This is a genomic window from Oligoflexus tunisiensis, from assembly GCF_001748245.1.
In the GTDB taxonomy this organism is placed as follows: domain Bacteria; phylum Bdellovibrionota_B; class Oligoflexia; order Oligoflexales; family Oligoflexaceae; genus Oligoflexus; species Oligoflexus tunisiensis.
Genome location: NZ_BDFO01000001.1, coordinates 3,991,480 through 4,011,931, shown reverse-complemented (window position 1 = coordinate 4,011,931; position 20,452 = coordinate 3,991,480). Strand labels below are relative to the sequence as shown.

General features: G+C 55.0%; 17 protein-coding genes. 10 read left to right on the top strand and 7 right to left on the bottom strand.

The features are described from left to right. Positions 1-281 precede the first annotated feature (281 nt). Both OLTU_RS16740 and OLTU_RS16735 read left to right on the top strand, forming a co-directional pair. Positions 282-2,213, top strand: a complete 1,932-nt coding sequence (locus OLTU_RS16740) for a 7TM diverse intracellular signaling domain-containing protein (RefSeq protein WP_176736701.1) — start codon at positions 282-284, stop codon at positions 2,211-2,213. Continuing rightward, the gene (locus OLTU_RS16735) at positions 2,210-2,740 is read left to right on the top strand and encodes a DUF1569 domain-containing protein (RefSeq protein WP_141733911.1); all 531 of its coding nucleotides are present in this window, start codon (positions 2,210-2,212) and stop codon (positions 2,738-2,740) included. The genes OLTU_RS16740 and OLTU_RS16735 overlap by 4 nt, the downstream gene beginning before the upstream one ends. A gap of 13 nt (positions 2,741-2,753) precedes the next feature. Here the strand turns inward: OLTU_RS16735 and OLTU_RS16730 are convergent, their stop codons facing one another. Both OLTU_RS16730 and OLTU_RS16725 read right to left on the bottom strand, forming a co-directional pair. Further along, positions 2,754-3,548 (bottom strand): rhomboid family intramembrane serine protease, encoded by a 795-nt coding sequence (locus OLTU_RS16730; protein WP_141733910.1) that lies wholly within the window; start codon positions 3,546-3,548, stop codon positions 2,754-2,756. A 112-nt stretch (positions 3,549-3,660) separates the two neighbouring features. Further along, positions 3,661-4,500 carry a DUF481 domain-containing protein gene (locus OLTU_RS16725; RefSeq protein ID WP_141733909.1) on the bottom strand — a complete coding sequence of 280 codons (840 nt, stop codon included), beginning with the start codon at positions 4,498-4,500 and terminating at the stop codon, positions 3,661-3,663. A gap of 171 nt (positions 4,501-4,671) precedes the next feature. Between OLTU_RS16725 and OLTU_RS16720 the strand changes: the two genes are divergently transcribed. Together OLTU_RS16720 and OLTU_RS16715 are read left to right on the top strand one after the other, a co-directional pair. Further along, complete coding sequence (locus OLTU_RS16720) at positions 4,672-5,481, top strand: hypothetical protein (protein ID WP_141733908.1); 810 nt, start codon at positions 4,672-4,674, stop codon at positions 5,479-5,481. Positions 5,482-5,591: 110 nt separating this feature from the next. After that, on the top strand, positions 5,592-6,422 hold the full coding sequence (locus OLTU_RS16715) for a substrate-binding periplasmic protein (RefSeq protein WP_141733907.1): 831 nt from the start codon (positions 5,592-5,594) through the stop codon (positions 6,420-6,422). On the opposite strand, the gene OLTU_RS16710 is transcribed toward OLTU_RS16715, so the two are convergent. Continuing rightward, positions 6,419-9,175, bottom strand: coding sequence for a phosphoenolpyruvate carboxylase (locus OLTU_RS16710; protein ID WP_176736700.1), 2,757 nt, complete (start codon positions 9,173-9,175; stop codon positions 6,419-6,421). The genes OLTU_RS16715 and OLTU_RS16710 overlap by 4 nt on opposite strands. Before the next feature lie 208 nt (positions 9,176-9,383). Between OLTU_RS16710 and OLTU_RS16705 the strand changes: the two genes are divergently transcribed. Both OLTU_RS16705 and OLTU_RS16700 read left to right on the top strand, forming a co-directional pair. Beyond that, positions 9,384-9,656, top strand: a complete 273-nt coding sequence (locus OLTU_RS16705) for a DUF3817 domain-containing protein (RefSeq protein WP_141733905.1) — start codon at positions 9,384-9,386, stop codon at positions 9,654-9,656. A gap of 125 nt (positions 9,657-9,781) precedes the next feature. Next, positions 9,782-10,240: a hypothetical protein gene (locus OLTU_RS16700; protein ID WP_141733904.1), complete on the top strand. Its 459-nt coding sequence runs from the start codon at positions 9,782-9,784 to the stop codon at positions 10,238-10,240. Between the two features lie 42 nt (positions 10,241-10,282). Here the strand turns inward: OLTU_RS16700 and OLTU_RS16695 are convergent, their stop codons facing one another. Further along, the gene (locus tag OLTU_RS16695; protein ID WP_141733903.1) at positions 10,283-10,783 is read right to left on the bottom strand and encodes a hypothetical protein; all 501 of its coding nucleotides are present in this window, start codon (positions 10,781-10,783) and stop codon (positions 10,283-10,285) included. Positions 10,784-11,031: 248 nt separating this feature from the next. Between OLTU_RS16695 and OLTU_RS16690 the strand changes: the two genes are divergently transcribed. After that, positions 11,032-11,238, top strand: a complete 207-nt coding sequence (locus tag OLTU_RS16690) for a putative signal transducing protein (protein WP_176736699.1) — start codon at positions 11,032-11,034, stop codon at positions 11,236-11,238. On the opposite strand, the gene OLTU_RS16685 is transcribed toward OLTU_RS16690, so the two are convergent. Continuing rightward, positions 11,235-12,014, bottom strand: coding sequence for an acetoin reductase (locus OLTU_RS16685; RefSeq protein WP_141733901.1), 780 nt, complete (start codon positions 12,012-12,014; stop codon positions 11,235-11,237). The two genes, OLTU_RS16690 and OLTU_RS16685, sit on opposite strands and share 4 nt — an antisense overlap. Before the next feature lie 144 nt (positions 12,015-12,158). Continuing rightward, entirely contained in the window at positions 12,159-14,894 is a 2,736-nt protein-coding gene (locus OLTU_RS16680; protein WP_176736698.1) for an Hpt domain-containing protein, read from the bottom strand. A 200-nt stretch (positions 14,895-15,094) separates the two neighbouring features. On the opposite strand from OLTU_RS16680, the gene OLTU_RS16675 reads away from it, so the two are divergent. The 3 genes from OLTU_RS16675 to OLTU_RS16665 all read left to right on the top strand — a co-directional run bounded on the left by OLTU_RS16675 (position 15,095) and on the right by OLTU_RS16665 (position 17,502). Further along, complete coding sequence (locus tag OLTU_RS16675) at positions 15,095-15,283, top strand: hypothetical protein (RefSeq protein WP_141733899.1); 189 nt, start codon at positions 15,095-15,097, stop codon at positions 15,281-15,283. Positions 15,284-15,355: 72 nt separating this feature from the next. Beyond that, positions 15,356-15,562, top strand: coding sequence for a putative signal transducing protein (locus OLTU_RS16670; protein WP_176736697.1), 207 nt, complete (start codon positions 15,356-15,358; stop codon positions 15,560-15,562). 203 nt (positions 15,563-15,765) lie between these two features. Further along, positions 15,766-17,502 (top strand): hypothetical protein, encoded by a 1,737-nt coding sequence (locus OLTU_RS16665; RefSeq protein WP_141733897.1) that lies wholly within the window; start codon positions 15,766-15,768, stop codon positions 17,500-17,502. Between the two features lie 57 nt (positions 17,503-17,559). On the opposite strand, the gene OLTU_RS16660 is transcribed toward OLTU_RS16665, so the two are convergent. Next, positions 17,560-20,304: a 7TM diverse intracellular signaling domain-containing protein gene (locus tag OLTU_RS16660; RefSeq protein WP_141733896.1), complete on the bottom strand. Its 2,745-nt coding sequence runs from the start codon at positions 20,302-20,304 to the stop codon at positions 17,560-17,562. Between the last annotated feature and the right edge of the window lie 148 nt (positions 20,305-20,452).

Sequence of the window (20,452 nt, the reverse complement as noted above, 5' to 3'; positions counted from 1 at the left end):
CTTACGCATCGCCAGAGTCTTTTGATTGGCTGGTCAAAACAATTTACGATTGCTAAATTTTTCGGGACTTGTGACTCCAGGCTTTTTTTCTGCACCTCCCTGAAGCCGGCATGGAAAAAAGCCTCCCAGTCCTTTTTGGTGATTTCGCGAATAACCCATTTGAGGTGAAGCAGCAGGCCGACATGGGATCTGATCTGCAGGCTGACCAGACCGCGCGACTCACGTTTTTCCCCAAAATGCCGAGGACAGATTCAAGCAATCGTCTCTTCAGGGAAATTTGCATGCGCCTCGTGCTCGTCGTCATCACTGCCTTGACTCTGGCCTGGCCCTTTGCGGCTACGGCACAGAAGCTTACGGCGCAGGACGGACGGCTGACTCTGCCGCAGGAAATTTTTCGCGACCGGATCTTCGATCTGAATGGATCCTGGCGCTTTTACCCAAACCAAATTTTACCCATCGATGCCGCCTGCACAGGGGGAGGCCTTCTCGATCTCATGGATTACTGGCTGGCGGCGCAGCTGCAGCAGCACCCGGAATGGAACGGGACGAGCACGTTCTGTTTGGAAATCGACAATCCCAATGTGCAGACGCTCAGCTTCTGGTGGCCGGAGCGCAGCGCCGTGGATGTTTATGCCAACGGTCGCCTGGTCTTCGGTCGTGGTCTTTTCAAGAAAGGCGACAATGCGGATCGTAATCGGCGACAGACCGGAACGATCCATCTGCCCGCCGAGAGAAAAATTACCGTTCTGATTCATGCGAATAATGAATTCATGCGCTGGCGCAAAATTCGTGGCCAGCTTCTCCTCGGCGATACCATCGGCATCTCGCGAGGCAAGGAACACAAACTCTTCAAAGATACGGGCATGGTCACGGCGCTCCTGGTCACCGGCTTTTACCAGTTCGCCCTGTTTGTGATCCATCGCACGCGCCGGGAAACTTTTTTTCTGGGCTTTTTCTGCTTCTTCCTGGCCCTTCGTCATGCCTCCGTCGGTCATAGCAATGTAGTTAGCATCATGGCGCCGGATCTTTTAGGTAACGCTTCGTTCGCGGTGGGACACGTCGGCTATTTTATGGCGGCGTCCTGCTTTTATCAATTCCTGAGCATCAGCTATCCGGGTCTCATGCATCGCTGGATCCTGAAATGTCTTTGGGTTCTTTCCGTCACCTTTTCCTTGATATGTGCGGTCCTGGGCAGCCCTGTCTATGCTTTTACACTCCTGAGCTTTCATCTTTTTGGTTGCGTGGCCATGCTGTCAGCTCTCTATGGAGTGGGCCGGGCCTTGTGGCAAAAGCGGGAAGGCTCCCTGGTTCTGGCGATCGGTACGGTATTCCTGAGTCTGACGGCCTCGGGGGATATGCTGCGTTCCCAGGGCATGGGGCTGGGTTTTGATGTCTTTCCCATCGGTCAGCTCGTCTTTGTAACGGCCGCGAGTCTGCTCGTCTCCATCCGCTTCTCTTACGCTTTCGATGTCCTTTCCCACCTGACTCAGGAACTTTCCAAGATCGTGCCCTTGCATGTGATCCCGCTGCTGCGCGCGGGCACGAGGCTCGAGAAGTGCATGCCGACGATCGAACAGGAGGCCGTGGTTCTGGTCTTTGATGTGGTGGGTTCCTCGAAGGTGAAACATCCGGATTTTCGGAAGGCCCTGGATACCTGCATGGGTCGATTTTTTGATGCCATCAATCATGATTACGATGCCGAGCGTCTCGAGGCCACCGGTTATCGCGTCAAGGAAATGGGCGATGGCATGATCTGTACGGTGGGTTTTCCTTTCCGCGTTCCCCAAGGCAAAGCTCCCGATACGGTGGCGCTGCGACTTGCGCAAAGGATGTGTGCGATCTTTCATGAAGAGATGGCCCGGCTCGATACCCCGGAGCCGGTGTACTGTGGCATTGGACTGGCCCGCGGCCGGGTGGAAGGCTTTTTCCCTCGTTCGGGTCAGAAGCAGTATGATCTGCGCGGCGCGCCGCTGACTCTGGCCACGCGTTATGAAGCCATGCGGAATCCGGTTTACCGACGCTTTGGCAAGCAGGGCAGTGTGATCTTTATCCACGATGCCGTGTATCAGAACCTCGCAGCCGCTGACAAGATGGGTTTTCAGCGCTGGGATACGTCCCTGCCAGGCCAGGCAATTCGTGATGATGAAAAAGCCAGCCAGGCCTGGTTCAAATTTGTGGATAAGGACAATGAAATGATGTTGGAGGTATCATGAAACGCAGGGAATTTCTTAAGTTCACCGTGGCCACGCCCTTCGCGATTCTGCTGAGTCCGCTGGCGCTCTCCTGCACGTCGCGTAAAGTGACTCTGGCTGGTACGCTGGATCTGATCGCAAAGCTGAAGGGTTCAGCCGATTTGCGCAATAACGGGAAGCAGACTGTGCATCAGGTGATCCGACACTGCATCCAGGGCGTTCACTGCGCGCTCGAGGGTTATCCCGAAGTGAAGGCTGCATGGTTTCAAAATTCCATCGGCAAGGCTGTGTTTCACATCTTTACCATGCTGGATACCATGAAGCATGATCGGAATGATCCAACGGTTCCGGGCATGCCTGCGCCCGCCGCGGAAGGCGATATCGTCCTAGCCCTGACCGAGCTGGAAGAGGCCTTTCGCCGTCTGGAAGCGGCCGCTGCGGTTAAACCCCACTTTTTCTATGGCGAGCTGAGCCCTCAGGATATGCTGCACGTCCACCTTCTGCATTTCTACGATCATGTCGGCGATCTCAGCTGGAAGGCGGCCTGAGCCAGCGGCGAACTCAAGGCAGAAGCTCCTCCTCGTAGTCATGGGCGGAGCGATAATATTCCGCGTCCTCCTCGACCTCTGGCGGTGCCACGCTGGTGACAGGTTTCGTCCAGGGCGCACTGAGCCAGCCAAAGAATAACCCCAGAGCAAAACCGATGGCATGCGTGCGATAACTCACCTGTGGTTCGAACTGGGTCGGCACCAGAACGACCAGGACAAAGGCCAGCGCGCGCATCACGCGATGCGCCCAGCTCAAATAATCAGCATATCGCAGAAAAAGAAGCAGCCAGAGTCCCACCATAAAATAGACCATGCCGGAGGCTCCAATGAGCCGCGTATTCGGTCCATAGGTAAGCAAGGCCAAGGCCCCCGTCGCCATGCCGCCGAGCAGCGAAAGACTAGGAAAAGCCCAGAGTCCAAAATAATGCCGGAGGAATAGTCCGAAGATCACAAAGAGGCCGCTATTGGCCAAAAGGTGGGCGATATCCGCATGCACCCAGAGTGTGGTCATGAGACGCCAGATTTCACCCTGCTCATAAACAAGGCTCTGCGTGGCGGCGAGGTGATTCTCATGCGGATGCATCCAGGACCAAAAGGAACCGGCGCAGAAGAGCAGAAGCAGGAGCGCTGCCGGCATGAGACTCTGGCCCTGTGGCCTTTGACCCAGAGGATGCTGACGCAAATCCGGTCGCTGGATGATATCGTCCTCGCGTTCCTCGCCGAACTCCGGATGCAGGATGCGCGGTCGGCTGGAGCGGTAGCGTCGGGGCCTGGGCCATTGGGGGAGTTCGGATTCAGGGAGCGCCATGATCGGTTCCTTTCAAGGAAAACGCCTGTTTTCCCAATGTAAGTCCGCTTCGGCATTTGTCAAATCCCAGGCGCCCGCCTGCTTAACCTATCAATGGTATCGGTGGCTTGCGTTAGAATTCATAACCCACCTGCAGAGTGGTTTTTTCGTCCTCACGCGAAACACCGGGAGCCGTTTGCAGGGACTCGAAACGATAGAAGTAAGCGTACTTCAGGTAAATCCGTTTGGTCAGATGCCAGGCCAGCGAGGATTCCAGCGTCCAGCTATAATCATTTTTTTCCACACCGGAGACAGGATCCACATTTTTTCGCGTCACTGGAAGATAGAAACCGACCAGTGAAAATTTGGTCAGATCCGTATCATAATTGAACTTGAGTCGAGCCGAGATCACTTTGTCATCCTTGGTCGTCACCCGGTTTTCCGTATAGGGCTGATTGTCGGCATCCAAAAGTGTGGCGTTGTATTCGGTTTGTTTGGCCCGCTTGAGATAAGCGACCCCGACATTCAAGGTGTAGGCCGCATTCCGCATGATGTCGACCTTGACCCCGGCTCCGCTGAGCTGCGTATAGTTCAGGCCGAGCACCCGATTGCTTTCCCAATCCAGCAAAAGAAAGAGCCAGAGGTGCGAGCCGATGTAGCGGTCATAACCGAAGAACGCGTGACGGCGATCATCGACGGTTTGACCTTTGCTGCGCAAATAATTGCCGTCCGCATTCAGTCGCACTTCATCCAGTCCGTTTTCATATTTGGTCCCGAAATTGGTGGTGCGATTGAGATAGGAGGTCTTGCCGGCTGCGTGGTTCTGGCCATATTCGATCTTGAGGCCAAAGGGTTTCGGATTGTCGCGCGTCAAGGCTGGTTCGTCGTAAACCCAGGGGGAAGGCTGCGGAGTCTCGGCTTGCAAGGGTTGCGTGCCCAGGAGGGCGAGTAAAATCAAGCGTTTCCAGATCATGTCCTGTCTCCTTCATGGTGCGGCCTCAACCCTAAAGGATGATTCCTGGTGTTGCAAGACGGAATCACGACAAATCACATCACAAATTGAGAGTGGCGATGAACAGCGAAAAAAAATCCGGGGCACTATAACGAGACTGTCAGATAACAGTTCAGGCAAAGGATGGATCATATGAAACAGTTCTCTTCCCGTAAACGTCTCTGGATGGCTCTTCCCCTGGTTTTGACGGCGGCCTGCGGCGATGGTATAAGCCCTTCCGACCTTGACGCCGGTTCTGCCCAAGGTGTCATTATTCGCTCGGACAAAGGGCGTTCGCCCGCCGATATTCAGGATACCGTGGATCTCTATCGCCAGGATCTCGGTGGAGACAATAACCTGGCCGCGGTGGGAACACAGCCCGAGGGTCATCGTGAGATCAATTGGGATGGCGTGCCGGCCGCGCAATCCGCCCCCAACCTGTTCCCCGGTGATTTTTTTAAAAACCGCGGAATTCTGATCAGCGCCCCCTGCAATCAGCTGCAGGTCAGTGCCAAGGTCGGTGAAGCGGACGTTGAATTCGGCAATATCAACCGCATTTTGCCAAAACTTTTCCGCAGCTTCAGTCCGGAAAAATTGTTCGCGCCGCTTGGCAGCAACATTCTGGAGATGACCTTTACCGTGCCGGGCAGCCTCACGCCCGCAACCGTTACCAGTTTCGGTGCCGTGTTCACCGATGTGGATCTGAAGCATGTTTCCAAAATCGAATACCTTGATGAAAAGGGTCGCCGCTTGCTTTCCGTTCCCGTGGATGCGGTGCCCAACAGCAACGAAAGCCTTTCATTTCTGGGCGTGAAATTCACCGACGGTCGCCGTATCGCCAAGGTGCGGATTACCAACGGCAGCGTGGCTCTTGGCTATACCTCGGCGGAAACGCATACCAAGGACGCGGTGGCGGTCGACGACTTCCTCTATGGCGAACCCGCAAAAATTAAAGGCTGGTAGGAACGGGCCTGCCTTGTCCGCTGGGACAGGGCAGGTTTCCGGCTCCCCACAAAAGCTCGCATTGACTTCATTTCCTGTCCCCCTGACAATGGTTATCTGGGGGAATCAGGATGAATCTCGACCGCTGGATGAGCTCCATCATCTTCAGTTTCGGTGTCTTTTGCCGTGCATCCGTGGAGGCGGCGCCGCAGGAGAAAAAATCCGCGGTCGGCGTGCCTCTGCAGTTGAACGTCGGCATGATGGAATATCATCCCTTTCTCATCCCCGATGACGATGGCCCCAAAGGTTTGATCATCGAATACACACAGGACATGCTGGCCAGCCTGGAACTTCCGCTCACGTTTCAGACGGTGCCGATCAATCGTTCAGTCGAACAGCTGCGCAACCAGCAGCTGGATATCATGCTCGTTCTTTATAAAACACCGGATCGGGAAAAATCCGTGCTTTATGCACAGGAACCGCTCTTGCATTTGGGTCAGGGTTTCTGTACGGCTGTGCCCATGGAGCTGAAACCACTTCATGCCGGCTCGCGGCTCGCTTATGTTCGGGGGACTGTCATTCCCAAGGCGCTGCAGGGCATGACGCAATTTCCCGTGGCTGGGGATCGGGCGCAGGAACGCATGCTGCAGATGCTGCACAAGGGCCGCGTCGATGCCGTGCACAGTCCCATGCCGGGCGTGCTGGTCCTTGCCGCCCAGCATGCGAACATTCAGGTCGCGCTGCATTGCTATGAAATCAAAAACACCCGGCTGCCTGTTTATTTAGGTTTTTCGAAGGGTCTGCCGACAGCCCTGAAGAGGAAACTGGAAATCATGCAGCAGAAGAGGATTGCGAAAGAGGATTTCGACACGTTTGTGAAACGCCGCTTCATGAGCCAGGGTTTCACCTACCCACCGGTGACTTTCATCGAATCCTCGCAGCTGCCGCAGGCTCCTGATTAACCCGTATTCCTTAGACCCCCGGCAATCGCATTGATGGTCAGAAGCAAGGCCTCAAGGCTGGAGTCCCGCTCGGGACTGTTCTCCGGCCAGGCGCGCCAGGTGCGGAGCTGCTCGATCTGCAGGCGATGCAGGATGGCCAGACTGGGTTCCCTCAGTTGAATGGTATTCACCACATGCGGGCGACGGGCCTCGACCGTGGCCCCAAAGATTTCAATCAGAAGCTGGCGCGTGCGCCGGAATTCAACCAGGATAGGATCCATAAAACGGGCCCGCAGGGCCGGATCTGTTACGAGATTCGCATAGGCGTTCATCTGGCTTTCACTGGCCGAGGCCACCGTGGTTTCCACATTGTAGAGGACATAATTCAGAAGTTTCAGCTCCGGCAGACTTTGCTTCAGCTTTTGAAAATCGTCCGGTCGCTGATTCCTGATTTCCTCGAGCGCGGTGCCAACCCCGTACCAGCTCGGCAAATAAAAGCGCGCCTGATTCCAGGCAAACACCCAGGGAATGGCCCGCAGATCCTCGAGACTCGCCTGACCGCTGCGCTTCGGCGGGCGACTGCCGATGCGGGAATGTTCCAACGCATCAATCGGTGTGGCCTGACGAAAGAAGGATACAAAATCGGGATGCGTGATCAGGCTGCGATAGGTTTCCCGGCTGCGGCCTGACAGCTCCTGCATGACTTCCATGAACCAGGGATCGACTTCCTTCCGTTTGCGACTGAGAAGGGTTTCGGCCGTGAGGCTCGCCTGCATCAGTTCCACATTGTAAACGGCCGTGGCCTGGTTGGCGAACTTCCTGGCGATGGTTTCCCCCTGCTCTGTCATGCGCAAGGTGCCGTTGACGGCGCCCTTGGGCAGGGCCTGAAGGAAACGGTGAACCGGACCAGCCCCGCGGCTGACCGTGCCCCCGCGACCATGGAAGAAGATGATCTCGATGCCGTGTTTGTCCCCGAGGGCGGCGAGTTCCTTTTGGGCCAGATAAAGATGCCACTGACTGGCAAGGATGCCACCATCCTTGCTGCTGTCGCTGTAACCAATCATCACCTGCTGCTGCAGTTGCGTATGGCCCTGCAATTGAGCCTGCAGCTGCAGACTGCGCCGCGTGATGGGATGCGCAAGGAATTCATCCATGATACGGGTGCTGTCCACCAAATCATCTATCGTTTCAAAGAGCGGCACGACCGGGATCGGACAGACGAGTTGGGCATCAGATACCTGAGCCAACCCGGATTCCCGCATGAGCAGGTATACCGTGAAGAGATCCTCAGCCGTGTGGGTCATGCTGACAATAAAGGAACCGATGCCCGCATAGCCGTATTTTCGAGTATAGTCCGCGACCACTGCATAGGAGCTGAGCACCGACTCAGCCGGGCCATCAAAGGGATACTGGGGCAGGGAGAAGGGTCGCACCACGCCGAGTTCCTTGTGAATCAAAGCTTTTTTGGCTTCGAGGTCCCACTTCGGATAATCCCGACCGTTATCCAGTCCCGCGGTATGCAGCAGCATCGCCATCGCTTCATCATGGAAGCGGCTGTTCTGTCGAATATCAAGTCGGGCGGAATGAAATCCAAAGGCCTGAAGGGTGCGAACGGCGTCCTTCACTTCGAGCTGGGCCAGTCGATGGGCGCGAATGGCTTCCAGCCCTTCCCGCAGGTAGGCGAAGTCCTCCATCACCTGAACCGGGGACTGGTAGCAGAAGGGACGCTCATCGAGTTGCGTGGCATGATCCCGCACCACCTGAATGGGCAGGCGGGCCACCATAATGTTGATGAGCACTCGAAATGATTCGCCGCGATTCGCGCGCTGTGCGTCGGCGAAGATCTCCGGATGATTTTTTTCATACCAGGCGAGGCGTTCCGTGAGAACGCGCGGTGGCGTCTGCATCTGATCCGAGAGACTGACTTTCTTGACAAGATCGGTCAGCTTGCGGCGCAAAACGATCAAGGCATTCAGCCGCAGATCCAGCAGGGCTCTTTGGGTGATATCCGCCGTCACCAGCGGATGCCCATCGCGATCACCGCCCACCCAGGTGCCGATATCAAAGCGTGGATAGTGTCCCCGCATGTAATCAAGCGGGCACTGAAATCCCGCCTGCTGCCAGGCTGTTTCAAACCGACGATCGAGCCAGGGCAGAATCTGCGGGAAGACATTGCGCAGATAGTGCATCATGTTGCGCAATTCATGGCGAACTTCCGGCCTTTGCAGATAGATTTCCCCGGTTCGCCAGAGGCGTTCGAGTATGGTTTTGACTTCATTCTTCAGCCACTGCCGTTCCACGGGCGTCCACATCTGGTTTTCGCGCTTGACGAGCTGCAGATAAAGATCGCGGTGATGATCCAAGACGGTGGCCCGTTTCGATTCGGTCGGATGCGCGGTGAGCACGGGCTCCACATGCAGGCGTTGCAGGGCTTGCAGAATTTCCTTTTCGGATAATTGCGCCTGCTTCAAAAGATCAAAAGCCCAGGGCCAAAGTCCGGCTTCCTTTTCCAGCGATCCGGAGGCCTGCTGCAACCGACGATTTTGAACGGTGATGTTCTCTTCAACCATGCCGAGAAGCTGAAAAGAGATCGAGAGGAGCTGGACCAGACGATAGGAGGAGACCGTTTCAGGCAGGGCGGTATCCTGCGGCTGGCCGAGCCAGGGAATAAAGCGAATCAGTTCCTTGTGCTGGAGATCCTCCAGCACCTCCTTGAGCGATTCCATGAAGAAGGCGAGATCCTGATCCAGCTTATCGGTTGTGTTGTCAGCCACGAGGCACCTCAACGCAGGAGCAAAAGGACAAACGTTGTGAAGTGTAGAGAAAGGCAGACGAGGAAACAAGTGTGAGTCTCTGGAACACGCGAGGAAGGTTACCAGGTGGTAAGCTGCGGCTGACGGATGGATTTTCTGCATTCTGGGGTGGACGGATGGAGGAATATTCATTATTCGGACTGTTGAGCTTGTGAATGGGGAAAATTACATGATGTCTCTTTTTCGCTGGGTTGGTCGTTTTGAAGGGCTGTCGTTCCTGATCCTTTTGGGCATTGCCATGCCACTCAAGTATATTTGGGGTGAGCCTCAAGCGGTGAGGGTGGTCGGGATGGCTCATGGCGGCCTGTTCCTGGCTTATGTGGCCATGGCCAATTATATGGCCCTGGAGCTGCGCTGGAAACGCAATGTCTGGCTGCTGAGCATGGTGGCCGCTGTGCTTCCATTGGGCACCTTCGTCTTCGAAAAAAAGCATCTGCCCTGATCGGAATTCCTGCGAAAAAAATACGGCGCTCTTCGTTATCTGGACAGACCCGATGGTGAGGGAAGGGGAGGACTTTGTCCTCGCCCTGAGCTCACCTGGAGCTGACATCATAACGAGGAGAACTTATGAAATCGCTCTGCCTTTTTCTTGCACTGACGGCCTGGGGTGCGGTCCAGGCCAGACCCATCGAGTCCCCGCTCCCACCGACCTGCAAGGACCATCCGTCTGAACCGGCGGCCTGTGCCATTCTTGAGCTGGGGGCCCCGGCTGTTGCCGTGGGTCCGCTGCAGTTGGCCTTTCGGGATGTTCAGGACAGCCGTTGTCCCTTGAATGTGGTTTGCGTCTGGGCCGGTTTTGTCACCACCACGATCGCCCTGGATAGTGAAGACGGATCGGTGCCGGCGCAGAAAATTCAACTCAGTCTGGATCCCCGCTACCCGGAGACGGATGTCTGGATGGATGAGGCTTCGGGATTGATGGTGCAGCTCGTCGATGTTTCGAGGACGAAAGCCGGACCGCAGCCGATTGGCTTGAAGCGTTATGCGAAGGTGCTGGTGGGCTATGATCTGAAAATCGACCGGTGAGAACAGGACCACATCCCTGGTGCAGGGATGTGGTGCAGCGGATCAATTGGCTTCCATTTTTACCAATTTCAGAGCCGACGCGTTGAGATCGAAATCGCGATGATCGGCATCGGAGCCGGCGACCGCGTTGTTCGAGATCAGCAACTGATTGCCCTGGACAGAAAAGACCCGGTAGACGGTCGTTGAGGTCTTTTCGTCTTTCTTGCCGATGGTGAGATCCAGAGCGCTGTCGGATCCAGCCACGTAACTGCCTTTCAGAGTCAGCAGAACAGTTCCTGCATCACTGCAGTCCTTCGTGCTGAACGATACGGACTTGAACTCCAAAGAGCCGTCGGCGCGGAATGTATAGATCGCGCCGGACGCTGTGGTCTCGGAGTCTTGAGTACATTGTTTCCAGGAACCCAGCAGATCAGAAGGAGCGTTCAGAGGAATCTGGGGACGAACGGGAGTCACTGCATCGTCCTTGTCCTTATCCTTGGAACCACAACCCACCAGAACCGGAACCAGGATCACAGCAACAGACAGCATTTTTTTCGACAGCATGGAACAACCCTTTTCTAAAATTGCGTCTGGGTTTTCTGCCAGACGAAGGGCCAATTGCACAAGCTGTTCTTTAATATTACTGAATGAAAACAACTAGTTATAGCGTACTAAAAGGCCGGGAATGTGGCGGCTGTCAAAAGATGTGACAGTTTCCTGGAAGCTGAGAACATTATTTGGCGTGAAACGCTTGAAAACCCTGTTGTCAAGAGACTATAAGGTCAGATAGGTCACACCATGGAGGTTGTCCCTTGATTACGTTATTTGAAACATTCGATGTGATCCAGGCCGATATTTTAAGAGCTCAGCTGGAGGAGCTTGGCATCAAGGCTCATGTTTATTCAGCGGATCTCCATGGCCTGAGCCCTTCTCTCGCCTTCGTTACACCGATCAAAGTGCTGGTGCCTGAACCACAGCTGGTCGAAGCTCAACGCGTGTTGAAGGACTTGGGTTTTTAGCGATAAACCATGCCCCCGTCGATCAAAGGCGCCTGGCCCGTCATGTAATCGGAATCAGGACCGGAAAGAAACGATACGAACGCGGCCACGTCTTCCGGTGTCTCAGCGCGACCGAGCGCAATCCCGCCGACATATTTCTTGTAAGTTTCACCGATGGCTGCTCCGGTCAGCTCGGAAAAGCGCCTGTCGATCTCAACCCACATATCAGTCCCGACCACGCCGGGGCAATACGCGTTCACCGTAATGCCAGCGCTGGCATATTCCTTGGCCGCAGTCTGGGTCAGGGCACGCACTGCGAATTTGGTGGCGGCATAAACTCCGAGCATGCCGTAACCTTCATGCCCTGCGATGGAGGATGCGCTAATGATTTTTCCCTTTTGCTGACGCTCCTTGAATTTTTTAGCCGCGGCCTGAATTCCCCACAGGACGCCTTGTACATTCACCTTGAATATCTTGTCGAATTCCTCGGGCGTGACGTCGGCCAGGGCCTGAACCTGAACAATGCCTGCGTTGTTGATCATGATGTCGAAACCGCCAAGCCTCCTCTCCGCATCGTTGATCGCCTGGTAGACTTCATCACGATGCGAGACATCCGCCCGAAAGATGCTGGCCTTGCGGCCTATTTTGGAGACTTCGTTCGCGACGTCAGTCATCTTGTTTTCATTCATGTCAACAATTGCAATATGGGCACCGTCCTGAGCCAAGCGTAAAGCGATGGCGCGCCCGATGCCTTGCCCCGCGCCAGTAACCAGGGCAACTTTTCCATCAATGCTCATGGTGAACTCCTCGGGAATGGTCGAGTCGAAAGTCAAGTCTTTCGCTGCTGGCACTTTGAGCGCCCCGCGAGCCCATTGCAAAGGCTTTTGGAAATTCTGCGGGAAAAGAAAACTTTGGGATAACTCAAGCGTTCGCGTTTCCCGCTAAGAAGCTCTTTCGGAAGGCATCACCGGATCGGTATGAGGCGCTTCGATCCAGCACGTCGCGGGAAGCAGCATTTCAAAACTGAAGGGCATGCCTTCGTGGGCTTCGTCCTGGCCCATGAAATGCAGACGGATCCGCGCGCCTTTCTGTTCGAGCGCGGCCCGAACGGCATCAAGCCCAACCCCACGTCCTGAAACGAGGGAGGCCTCAGCCTTCGTGCTGAATCCTGGGGAAAAGATCAATTGCTCCAGACGCGCGGCGGTGAGGCGTTCATGGACACGCAGAAGACCACGATCGTAAGCTCGCGCGAGAATCTTTTGCAAATGCAGGCCGTGACCATCATCATGCAAATGTATCCGAAGGTTTTCCCCTTCGCGTTGACACTGAAAGTAGAGGCGACCTTGCGGCGTCTTGCCGGCCGCGATACGCTCCTCCGGGCTTTCAATGCCGTGATCGATGGCATTTCGCAGAAGATGGCCCAGGCAGTCCGTGAGAAGATCCGCGGTGGATTGCGTCAGGTAAATGCCGTGGCTTTCCAGGATGACCTCGGGCCTGTGTTTGCCCAGATCCTTGGCCAGCTTGCCGAGCCCCTGGCACACTTCGCGAAAAAGCGTCTCCGCGGGAATAAACACTTCCGGCAGCAGGACCTCTTCGAGACGTCTCAGGCGTTGGGTCACGACAGGATTCTTTTCCAGCAGAACCTCTTCAAGCTTCTGCCGGACGGCTGTCAGCCGATCCTGGCCCGCAGGCCCTTGGATATGTCGATGGAAGAGGGCCTTATAGGATTCAATTTTCGACTGAATCTGCTGCAATCGCAGCTCCAGGTTTTCCTGGGCATTGTTTTGAAGAATCAACTCCGCATCATGAATGAGGCTGGCCAGCTCGTCCAGACCAAAGGATCGCGCATTGCCTTTGACCGTATGCAGATCGCGAAAGGCTGTGCGCAAACTCCGACCCGCCGGCTGTCCCGGTGCCTCGCGGGCCTTGCTGATAAGCTGAAGGCTGGAATCCAGAAAACGCAGAAAGCGCTCGGGTTTGGCCGAAAGTATGATCTGCAGGAGCTTCATTTCCTCCTGATTCCGGCGGGCATCGGACTGCAGCTGGCGCAGGCTGGTCACGTCGCGTGCGGTAATCAGTATTTTGTCGATCACGTCCCTGTCGTCCGCTATCGCAGCCCAGGAAAGTTCAAGAATTTTTTCTTCATGGCCATGAGTGAGGTACACTTCGGTGGGCAGATTGGAGGCATTCACCTCGAAGTTGACAGAGTCTTCCCCCAAACTCGCCTGCAGAGCGGCGATCATCCGGCTGCGCTGATCGGCTCCCAGCCGGCAGCGATCCAGGACGGTCTGTTCAAAACTTTGCCCGGCAATGTTCGGTGTGCCTAGGATGGTTTCCAGGTGCTCGGAATATTCCGCATGGATCAGCAGGTCAGGGCCGGTCAGCATGAAGATGCCCTGCTGGATATGTCCCAGAATGGAGCCGATCTCCCGGGTTTTTTCTTCAACCAGTGCTTCCACCTTTTCCACATGGACCTGCAGCGCCGCGTTCAAACTCTGGATGTCGGTTAAAAGCTTCGCCTGAGTCTGGAAGGCGTCTTCGCGTTCCGCCTGATAGCGTCGCACCAGGATCAGCAGCATGGCCAGCAGTGTGACCAGACCACCGATGGGAATCATGGTCGTGATCGGTGACCGAAAATTGGCCGAATAGCGGACAATATCGTGAACGGCCGAGAGCGCCATCGCCAGGCTGCCTACCATCAGAACGCGGGCTTCGGTATTGCGATGAAAGGCCGACCAGATGATCAAAGGAATGAGGCCCAGAAGACTGGGAAAAACGGCAATATGCAGAAGAGGAAGCAGATACCAGGCATGAATGCCACCGAAACCGGAAGCCACCGCCACCGTGAACGCCATGCCCCAGTTCAACCAAAAGACAAAGCGGATCAGGCGACTCCGGGATTGGGCGACAATGGACAGAAAGGAAACGAGACAGGCTGCGGACAGGTAAATCCCAACCAGATCAAAGTAACTCCAGCTCCGTGGTGGAAGACCCGTGTAAGGTTTGATCAAAGAATCCTGATTAAAAAGGACCCACGATGAAACGGAGATGGACATCAAAGCGAAATAAAGAAAAAGATCCACCTGGCGCCGCATGAGGGCGACGGCCAGAACCACGAGACCCATGAGGCCGAATGCGCCGGCGAGGTAAATCAGCGGAATGGATTTGCCGGTATGTTCCCCCAGGGCTTCCGATTGAAGTCGAATGACGGGATAGAGCGTCCGCATCACATAGCTCAGGGCGTAATGGGTTCGAATCTCAAGGCGCTGATGGCTGTGTTCAGGTCCCAGTGGAATCGCGTGCCAGACCTGAGGGCTGACTTCATCCCAGGCTTTCCGGAACGACCCATAGCTATAGACCAGCTCACCGTTGATATAGACGGCAATATCCTCAAGCCCGTTGGCAAAATACAGAACGTGGCGTTGATCCGGGATCGCCGGCAACACATTCCACAGCCAGATTGTTTTATTGATGCCCGGCGGCACAGTGGCGGCCTGATAGGGTTTCCAGCCTGTCAGTCTCTCGGGCTGGACTAAAGCTTCGTCACGGGACCACGCCGCGGGCTCGTCCTCGGTCAGATACCAGGGCTGCTCAAAGACAGGAGGGCGCGCGGCTTCCGCTGTCCCGCCGAGCCCGAGACAGCCAACTCGTATAATTAACCATAATATTCGCTTCATAAGGGGAAACCGCTCCTTATGCATATCTAACGGCGAAGCGGACTGAAATGTGAGGGGAAGGCTGTGATTTTTCGGTAGTGTTGATGACCAGGTCGCGGATTGCCGTAAGTTGGATCCGCGGACTTTGGCCTGATCCATGCTCCCTTGGAATTCTGGTGGTTTCGAGCACGCACGGCGTGTACCAACAGATGAGGTGAATTATGTATCTGCCCTATATTGCTCTTGTCGGAGCCGTTTTGATCTTTGGATTTTTTATCTTTTACTTCATGAAGCGGAATAAAACGCTGGAGCAGGCCAAGGAGGATCCCAATAAGAAGATCGCGGGGGAATATGATGCAATAGGCCGGAATATTATCGTGGACAAACAGGGACGGGAAAGTCGAACCTGATACGAGGGTGGGCAGCGCATGGGCCCACCAAGGCTGAAGAGTGGCAGGAACCCCGCAACCGAGGTTGAGGCGATGATCACGTTATTTGAAACCTACGATAGGATCCAGGCTGATATGCTCAAGTCGCAGCTGGAAGAGCTTGGAATCAAAGCCCATATTTATACGACGGATGTCGGCGGGGTTCAGCCTTCTCTTGCCTACGTGACACCGATCAAAGTGCTTGTCCTGCAGGAACAGATTGAAGACGCCAGACGGGTGCTCAGTGATATGGGCTTCTAATGCCTGAATCCGCCTTGCTTATAACCCCTACCTGTCCGCCTAACTTTTTTCACGACAGCATAAAAAAACCCGAGACAGAGCCAGCATCAAAGGCTACATTGCCCTCATCCAAGACTCATAAGTCGTAGGTTTTACCAGTGCAACCTGCAAACGGCGCCCTTCGGCGTTTTGCGCGGTGCATACCCTCGTCCATGGAGTGAAAGATGATCAACGTCAGGATTTCGGCATGCGTCCTCGTGTCCGCTCTCGGTTTTTTACACTATGCCTGCAGTGATGGGCATGAGGCACCGGGCTCGCAGCCCGATCCATCCGCCACGGTCGTCCCGGCGCCTGAGGCGACGCCGCCCGCTCCCGTTGAAGGCACTCCTGATCAGCCGGCCCCTGTTGACAGGGCTCCTGATCAGCCGACCCCGGTCGTGGCGGAACCGATCCCGCCCGTTGAGACCCTGCCGGAAACTCCGGTGTCTCCAACGCTCCAGGAGGCCATGAAAAAGCTGAAAGAGGCACGAGCGGGTACGGCGGCCTTTGCGTCCGGTCGCATTGCGGACTATGGCCAGGCCTTTTGGATCGGCGATGGATACGACATGCTCACGGGAGCGCGCAGCCCGTCCTGCCTGGATCCCGAAGGCCTCGAAACCCAGGTTCAGCCACTCTATGAAACACGCGACTCGTTTCAGTTCGTGCATAGCTATGTCGACCTCTATAAAAAGATGGAAAGCGAATTCGGTACGGAAATCGGTGGCGCCTGGCAGATGTTCTCGGCGTCCATTTCCGTAAAGACCAGCATGCTGCAGGAAACGCAGATCACATCCGATGACCTGGTCGCGGTCACCAGCTTTTCCTATCTCAAGGACAGGATCTCGCTTTATAAAGCGTGGCCCGACTATGCGCCCTTCTTCCGTCAGCTTCAGGAAAAAAGTCCGCAGCTCTTTCGGCGTCAGTGCGGCGACCGTTATACCCAGGACCTGACGGTCGGTGCGGGACTTTATCTGGTCATCAAGGCGAAAAAACTCGATAGCTCCAGCCACAACCGTTGGGAAGTGGAAGCGGCGATTCAGGCGGGTATCGCCAATATCATCACGATCGGCCGGACCTTTGCTCACCTGACCAACGAGCAGAAGCAAATCCTGAAAAGCTATTCCTTCTCGACCCGATGCTACAGCATGGGCACGAGCGCGGATGTTTGCGGGGCCTATAGCCTGAATACGCAGCTGGATCTCCTCGCCGATTCCGCCCAGATGCAGCAGAAAATCAATGAAGCCCGGCAGAAGATTATCAGTGAAGTGAAAGAGGGGAATAACCTTGTTGTGATGCGGGAAACGCTGAAGGACTATGAAGTCAGTCTGGATAGCTGCAACGGAAGCTGGGAAAATCCCTGTCCGGATCGCTGGTCGATGTTCTATGATTATCGTCCACGCGCGGACCTGGCTCAGACGCTTCTGGATCGGAAACATGAAGTGGAGGAGGTCTGTACCTATGCTGACTTCTGGCCGAAGCGCTGCGCCCGGGCCAACAAGGATTTGCAGACCGCGATCCTGAATTGCCTGAGCGTGAACGAAACCTGTGCGAATCCGGATTTTTCGATCGTGAACAGCGTGCTCACGGCCCGCAATCCCGGGGTCGTCCGCGTCTGGGAGGATTCCCATCGCCGCGGCAAATTCCAGGAGATGAGTTTCAACGATTACGCCGTTCGCGGATCCAACCGGCCGCTTCAGTTCTTTTCGATTCATTCCCTCGGCTGGCAGAAGCTGAACGATGAAATCACCAGCATCGAAGCCCTTCTGCAGCCGGGCTGGACCATCCGTGCCTATGAACACACGGATCCACGGGCGGCCGGGAACTACTGGGATCTAACCGGCAACCACTATGTGAGCAATTTGCAGTGGTTCAATGACAAGGTCTCGGCCTTCATGCTGATCCCGCCTGCCGACCTGCCCTGAAGTTGAGGACGCGCCGCGCTGGTCAAGGCCAGCCGGCGGCCCGAATCCTGATGAATCTCAGGCAGCCGTGTCGTTGGCGCTCCAATGATACTCGTCGAACAAATTCAGCGGCAGACGGATGACCAGGGAAAATGGATGGAAATCTTTTGTCTCTCTTCCCTCACTTTGCAGGGCAATGGCTATGGATCCACCATGCCGTTGAATAAATCGTTTCACAGCATCCATGCCGACGCCACGTCCGGAAATTTCGGTGACTTGATGGGCTGTCGACAGGCCGGAATCGAAAATAAGCTCAGCGACGCGTTTGATATCGTTTGCGCTGTTGGTATCCAGGAGGTTGCGGGCCAGACCGATGGCGCGGATCCTGCCGATGTTCAGACCTCGGCCATTATCTGAGTAAGTCAGGGCCACAGTGTCGCCAGACGGTTCCATCAGAATTTTGAGCGTGCCTTGGGGATTCTTGCCCGTGCGGATGCGCTCCTCGGCACTCTCGATGCCGTGATCCATGGTATTGCGGAGGAGGTGAACGAAGATATTGCGGAAGAGATCTTCCGCACGCTCTCCAATCCGAATGCCATTCGTTTCGATCTCGACCCTGGGGACTTCCTTTTGTAAATCCCTGGCCAATGCAGGCAAACTTCCACAGAGCTCCTTGATGACGTCACGGGCATCCTTGAAGATCCTGGCGTGAAAAAGATTTTTCACAAGCGAAATCCCAGCCTGAACGTCCGCGGGCAGCACCTTCCCCTGGGTTGCAGCAGATAGGACCCGGTAGGCGTGTTCGATTTGTTCCATGCCGAATTCGACGATATGGATGGGATCGGAGCTTCTGCCCAGCTTATCCCGGGCGATGCCATCATAAAGGTCAATAATCCTTTCGGCCTCAGCGAGATCCTTCTCCATCCTGTGGAGGTCCCACGGTGCCGACGGGCTTTTCAGGAGATCCGCATAGTACTGCTCAACGGCATGAAGAACGTCCGCCATTTTCTGGAGATAAAGGGAGCGGGCTGAGCCCTTTATGGTGTGAATATTGATAAAAAGCAGTTTGAGAACTTCGGTATTGCCGTTGTCAATTCCTTGCGATTGGATGAGGTTCTTGTTCTCCTGCATCAGATCCCTGCAGGATTGAATCACACGCGTAAAGCGCATGGCTGGCACGCGAAGAATCTCACGGATAAAATCCAGTTCTTCTTCCTGGTATTTGCTGCGCGCTTGCAGCATGCGGATATCGGTTACATCCCGCATTGTGACCAGAATCTTATCCGTGCGGTGTTTTTCATCCGTGATGGATCCCCAGGTCATTTCGAAAATTTTCGAAGGCCCATGGCCTTCCCTCCGATGGATTTCCAGAGGAAGCGCATGCGAATTGGCATCGAAATTCACAATATCCTCGCCCAGTGAGGCCTCCAGGCAACTGACCGCCTGGCTGAGTTCGTCGGGGCTGAGATTGCTGCCCGAGAAGATCAGCTCTTTCGCGTCCAGGCTTTCGATGGACTCCTTGGGAAAAACCTGAAGGATATTTTTCGAGTGGTCCTTGTGAATCATCATATTGTCCTGGATCATGAAAATCCCAAGCGGTATATGATCCATGATGGAACGGATGTCCCGAACCTTCTCCTCCACCTGCATTTCGAGATTCCTGCTGTATTGCTCCAGCCTGTTCTTGTAGTCGTTGATCTGATCCGCCAGACCGAGCGATACCACGATCATTTCGAAGCATAGGGCGAGGCTGAGAGCGTTTTCCGTGAGAAAATTCAACGGCGCGTAGCGGTACTGCCCTGCGGCCCAGATCAGCACAAAGATGCCAAAGCCCAGCCAGCCAAGAACATAAAAACGCATCATGCGATGTTTATGAGGCGGGAAATTATAGAAGACTGCCATTGTAATAAGGGCGGTGAGAACAAGGTTCAAATCCGTGACGTAGACTATGCGCTTCGTCACGCCTGATAAGAGCAGCGTTCCGCCGATCAATCCGATGACGACGCAAAGCGTGTAGAATCGATGGACACCTTTCTTATGCCCCGATGCATTCACATAATACTGGGCAAAGAGGGCTGTGCCGGCCACTGTGTAGTTGCCGAAAACCGGCAACAGGGAATTCCAGCTGTCGGTGCCCAGGAAATAGTAGGACAAACCGCTCAAAATAAAGATGGCATTGGACATGAGGAGAGCGATCATCGCATGGAATAGGAACACTTTTTCGCGAGTCAGCAGGAAAAGACCGACGTTAAAGGTGGTCATTGCGAGGAGGATTCCGAAGAACACCCCTATGTACTGCATAACAGTGTCAGGCTTTGCGGCCGCGTTTGAATCGGCCTTTTCCATGGTCAGGCTTAGAAATTCGCTCAGCCCAAATTGTATTTTAAGAAGCAGGTCCGTCTTCTGGAATGGACCAAGGGTGATGGATAGGGTTGGAATGCGGGCCTGAATGCGTGCGATGCTTGCGATGTCAGGGCCGGGATTCATGATGAAGGTTTCGAAGTGCGATATCACCAGATTCCTGGCGGCCAGATTCACGGATTGGGTGGTGTTCGCGCTGTTTGTAAGAGGGAGGTGAATCCAGTAGTATCCATCGGTGTAGCCTCCCTGGAGCACCTCTGGAATCGGCCTGCCTGCGGAGAGTACGATTTGTTCCATTTCGGCCCGACTGCGTCCTGCTTCATCCAGGACGGCTCTTCCGAAACGCGTGATGTCCTCGGAACCTTCGATTTTGGAAATATCCAGAGGGTCGGGTTCTGCCGCGAAAGATGGAGAGGTCAGCAGCAGTATATTCAATATGATGGCAAGCCATGGAAATTTCATCTGTGTTCGCCCCCTGGAACGGCAGGAGATCTAAAAGTTTTGTGACGATTGATCATGATACCACATAGTTCCAGGCCTGGCGTGTTGGAGGAAGGGGAGCCCGAACGTGCTTTTGAGTTGAGATTTTCGCAAAAAGAGGCAAAAACGG

Excerpts from the sequence above, each read along its gene's own strand:
- OLTU_RS16740 (WP_176736701.1), top strand. The coding sequence starts at position 282 with ATGCGCCTCGTGCTCGTCGTCATCACTGCCTTGACTCTGGCCTGGCCC.
- OLTU_RS16735 (WP_141733911.1), top strand. The coding sequence starts at position 2,210 with ATGAAACGCAGGGAATTTCTTAAGTTCACCGTGGCCACGCCCTTCGCG.
- OLTU_RS16730 (WP_141733910.1), bottom strand. The coding sequence starts at position 3,548 with ATGGCGCTCCCTGAATCCGAACTCCCCCAATGGCCCAGGCCCCGACGC.
- OLTU_RS16725 (WP_141733909.1), bottom strand. The coding sequence starts at position 4,500 with ATGATCTGGAAACGCTTGATTTTACTCGCCCTCCTGGGCACGCAACCC.
- OLTU_RS16720 (WP_141733908.1), top strand. The coding sequence starts at position 4,672 with ATGAAACAGTTCTCTTCCCGTAAACGTCTCTGGATGGCTCTTCCCCTG.
- OLTU_RS16715 (WP_141733907.1), top strand. The coding sequence starts at position 5,592 with ATGAATCTCGACCGCTGGATGAGCTCCATCATCTTCAGTTTCGGTGTC.
- OLTU_RS16705 (WP_141733905.1), top strand. The coding sequence starts at position 9,384 with ATGATGTCTCTTTTTCGCTGGGTTGGTCGTTTTGAAGGGCTGTCGTTC.
- OLTU_RS16700 (WP_141733904.1), top strand. The coding sequence starts at position 9,782 with ATGAAATCGCTCTGCCTTTTTCTTGCACTGACGGCCTGGGGTGCGGTC.
- OLTU_RS16695 (WP_141733903.1), bottom strand. The coding sequence starts at position 10,783 with ATGCTGTCGAAAAAAATGCTGTCTGTTGCTGTGATCCTGGTTCCGGTT.
- OLTU_RS16685 (WP_141733901.1), bottom strand. The coding sequence starts at position 12,014 with ATGAGCATTGATGGAAAAGTTGCCCTGGTTACTGGCGCGGGGCAAGGC.
- OLTU_RS16680 (WP_176736698.1), bottom strand. The coding sequence starts at position 14,894 with ATGAAGCGAATATTATGGTTAATTATACGAGTTGGCTGTCTCGGGCTC.
- OLTU_RS16675 (WP_141733899.1), top strand. The coding sequence starts at position 15,095 with ATGTATCTGCCCTATATTGCTCTTGTCGGAGCCGTTTTGATCTTTGGA.
- OLTU_RS16670 (WP_176736697.1), top strand. The coding sequence starts at position 15,356 with ATGATCACGTTATTTGAAACCTACGATAGGATCCAGGCTGATATGCTC.
- OLTU_RS16665 (WP_141733897.1), top strand. The coding sequence starts at position 15,766 with ATGATCAACGTCAGGATTTCGGCATGCGTCCTCGTGTCCGCTCTCGGT.
- OLTU_RS16660 (WP_141733896.1), bottom strand. The coding sequence starts at position 20,304 with ATGAAATTTCCATGGCTTGCCATCATATTGAATATACTGCTGCTGACC.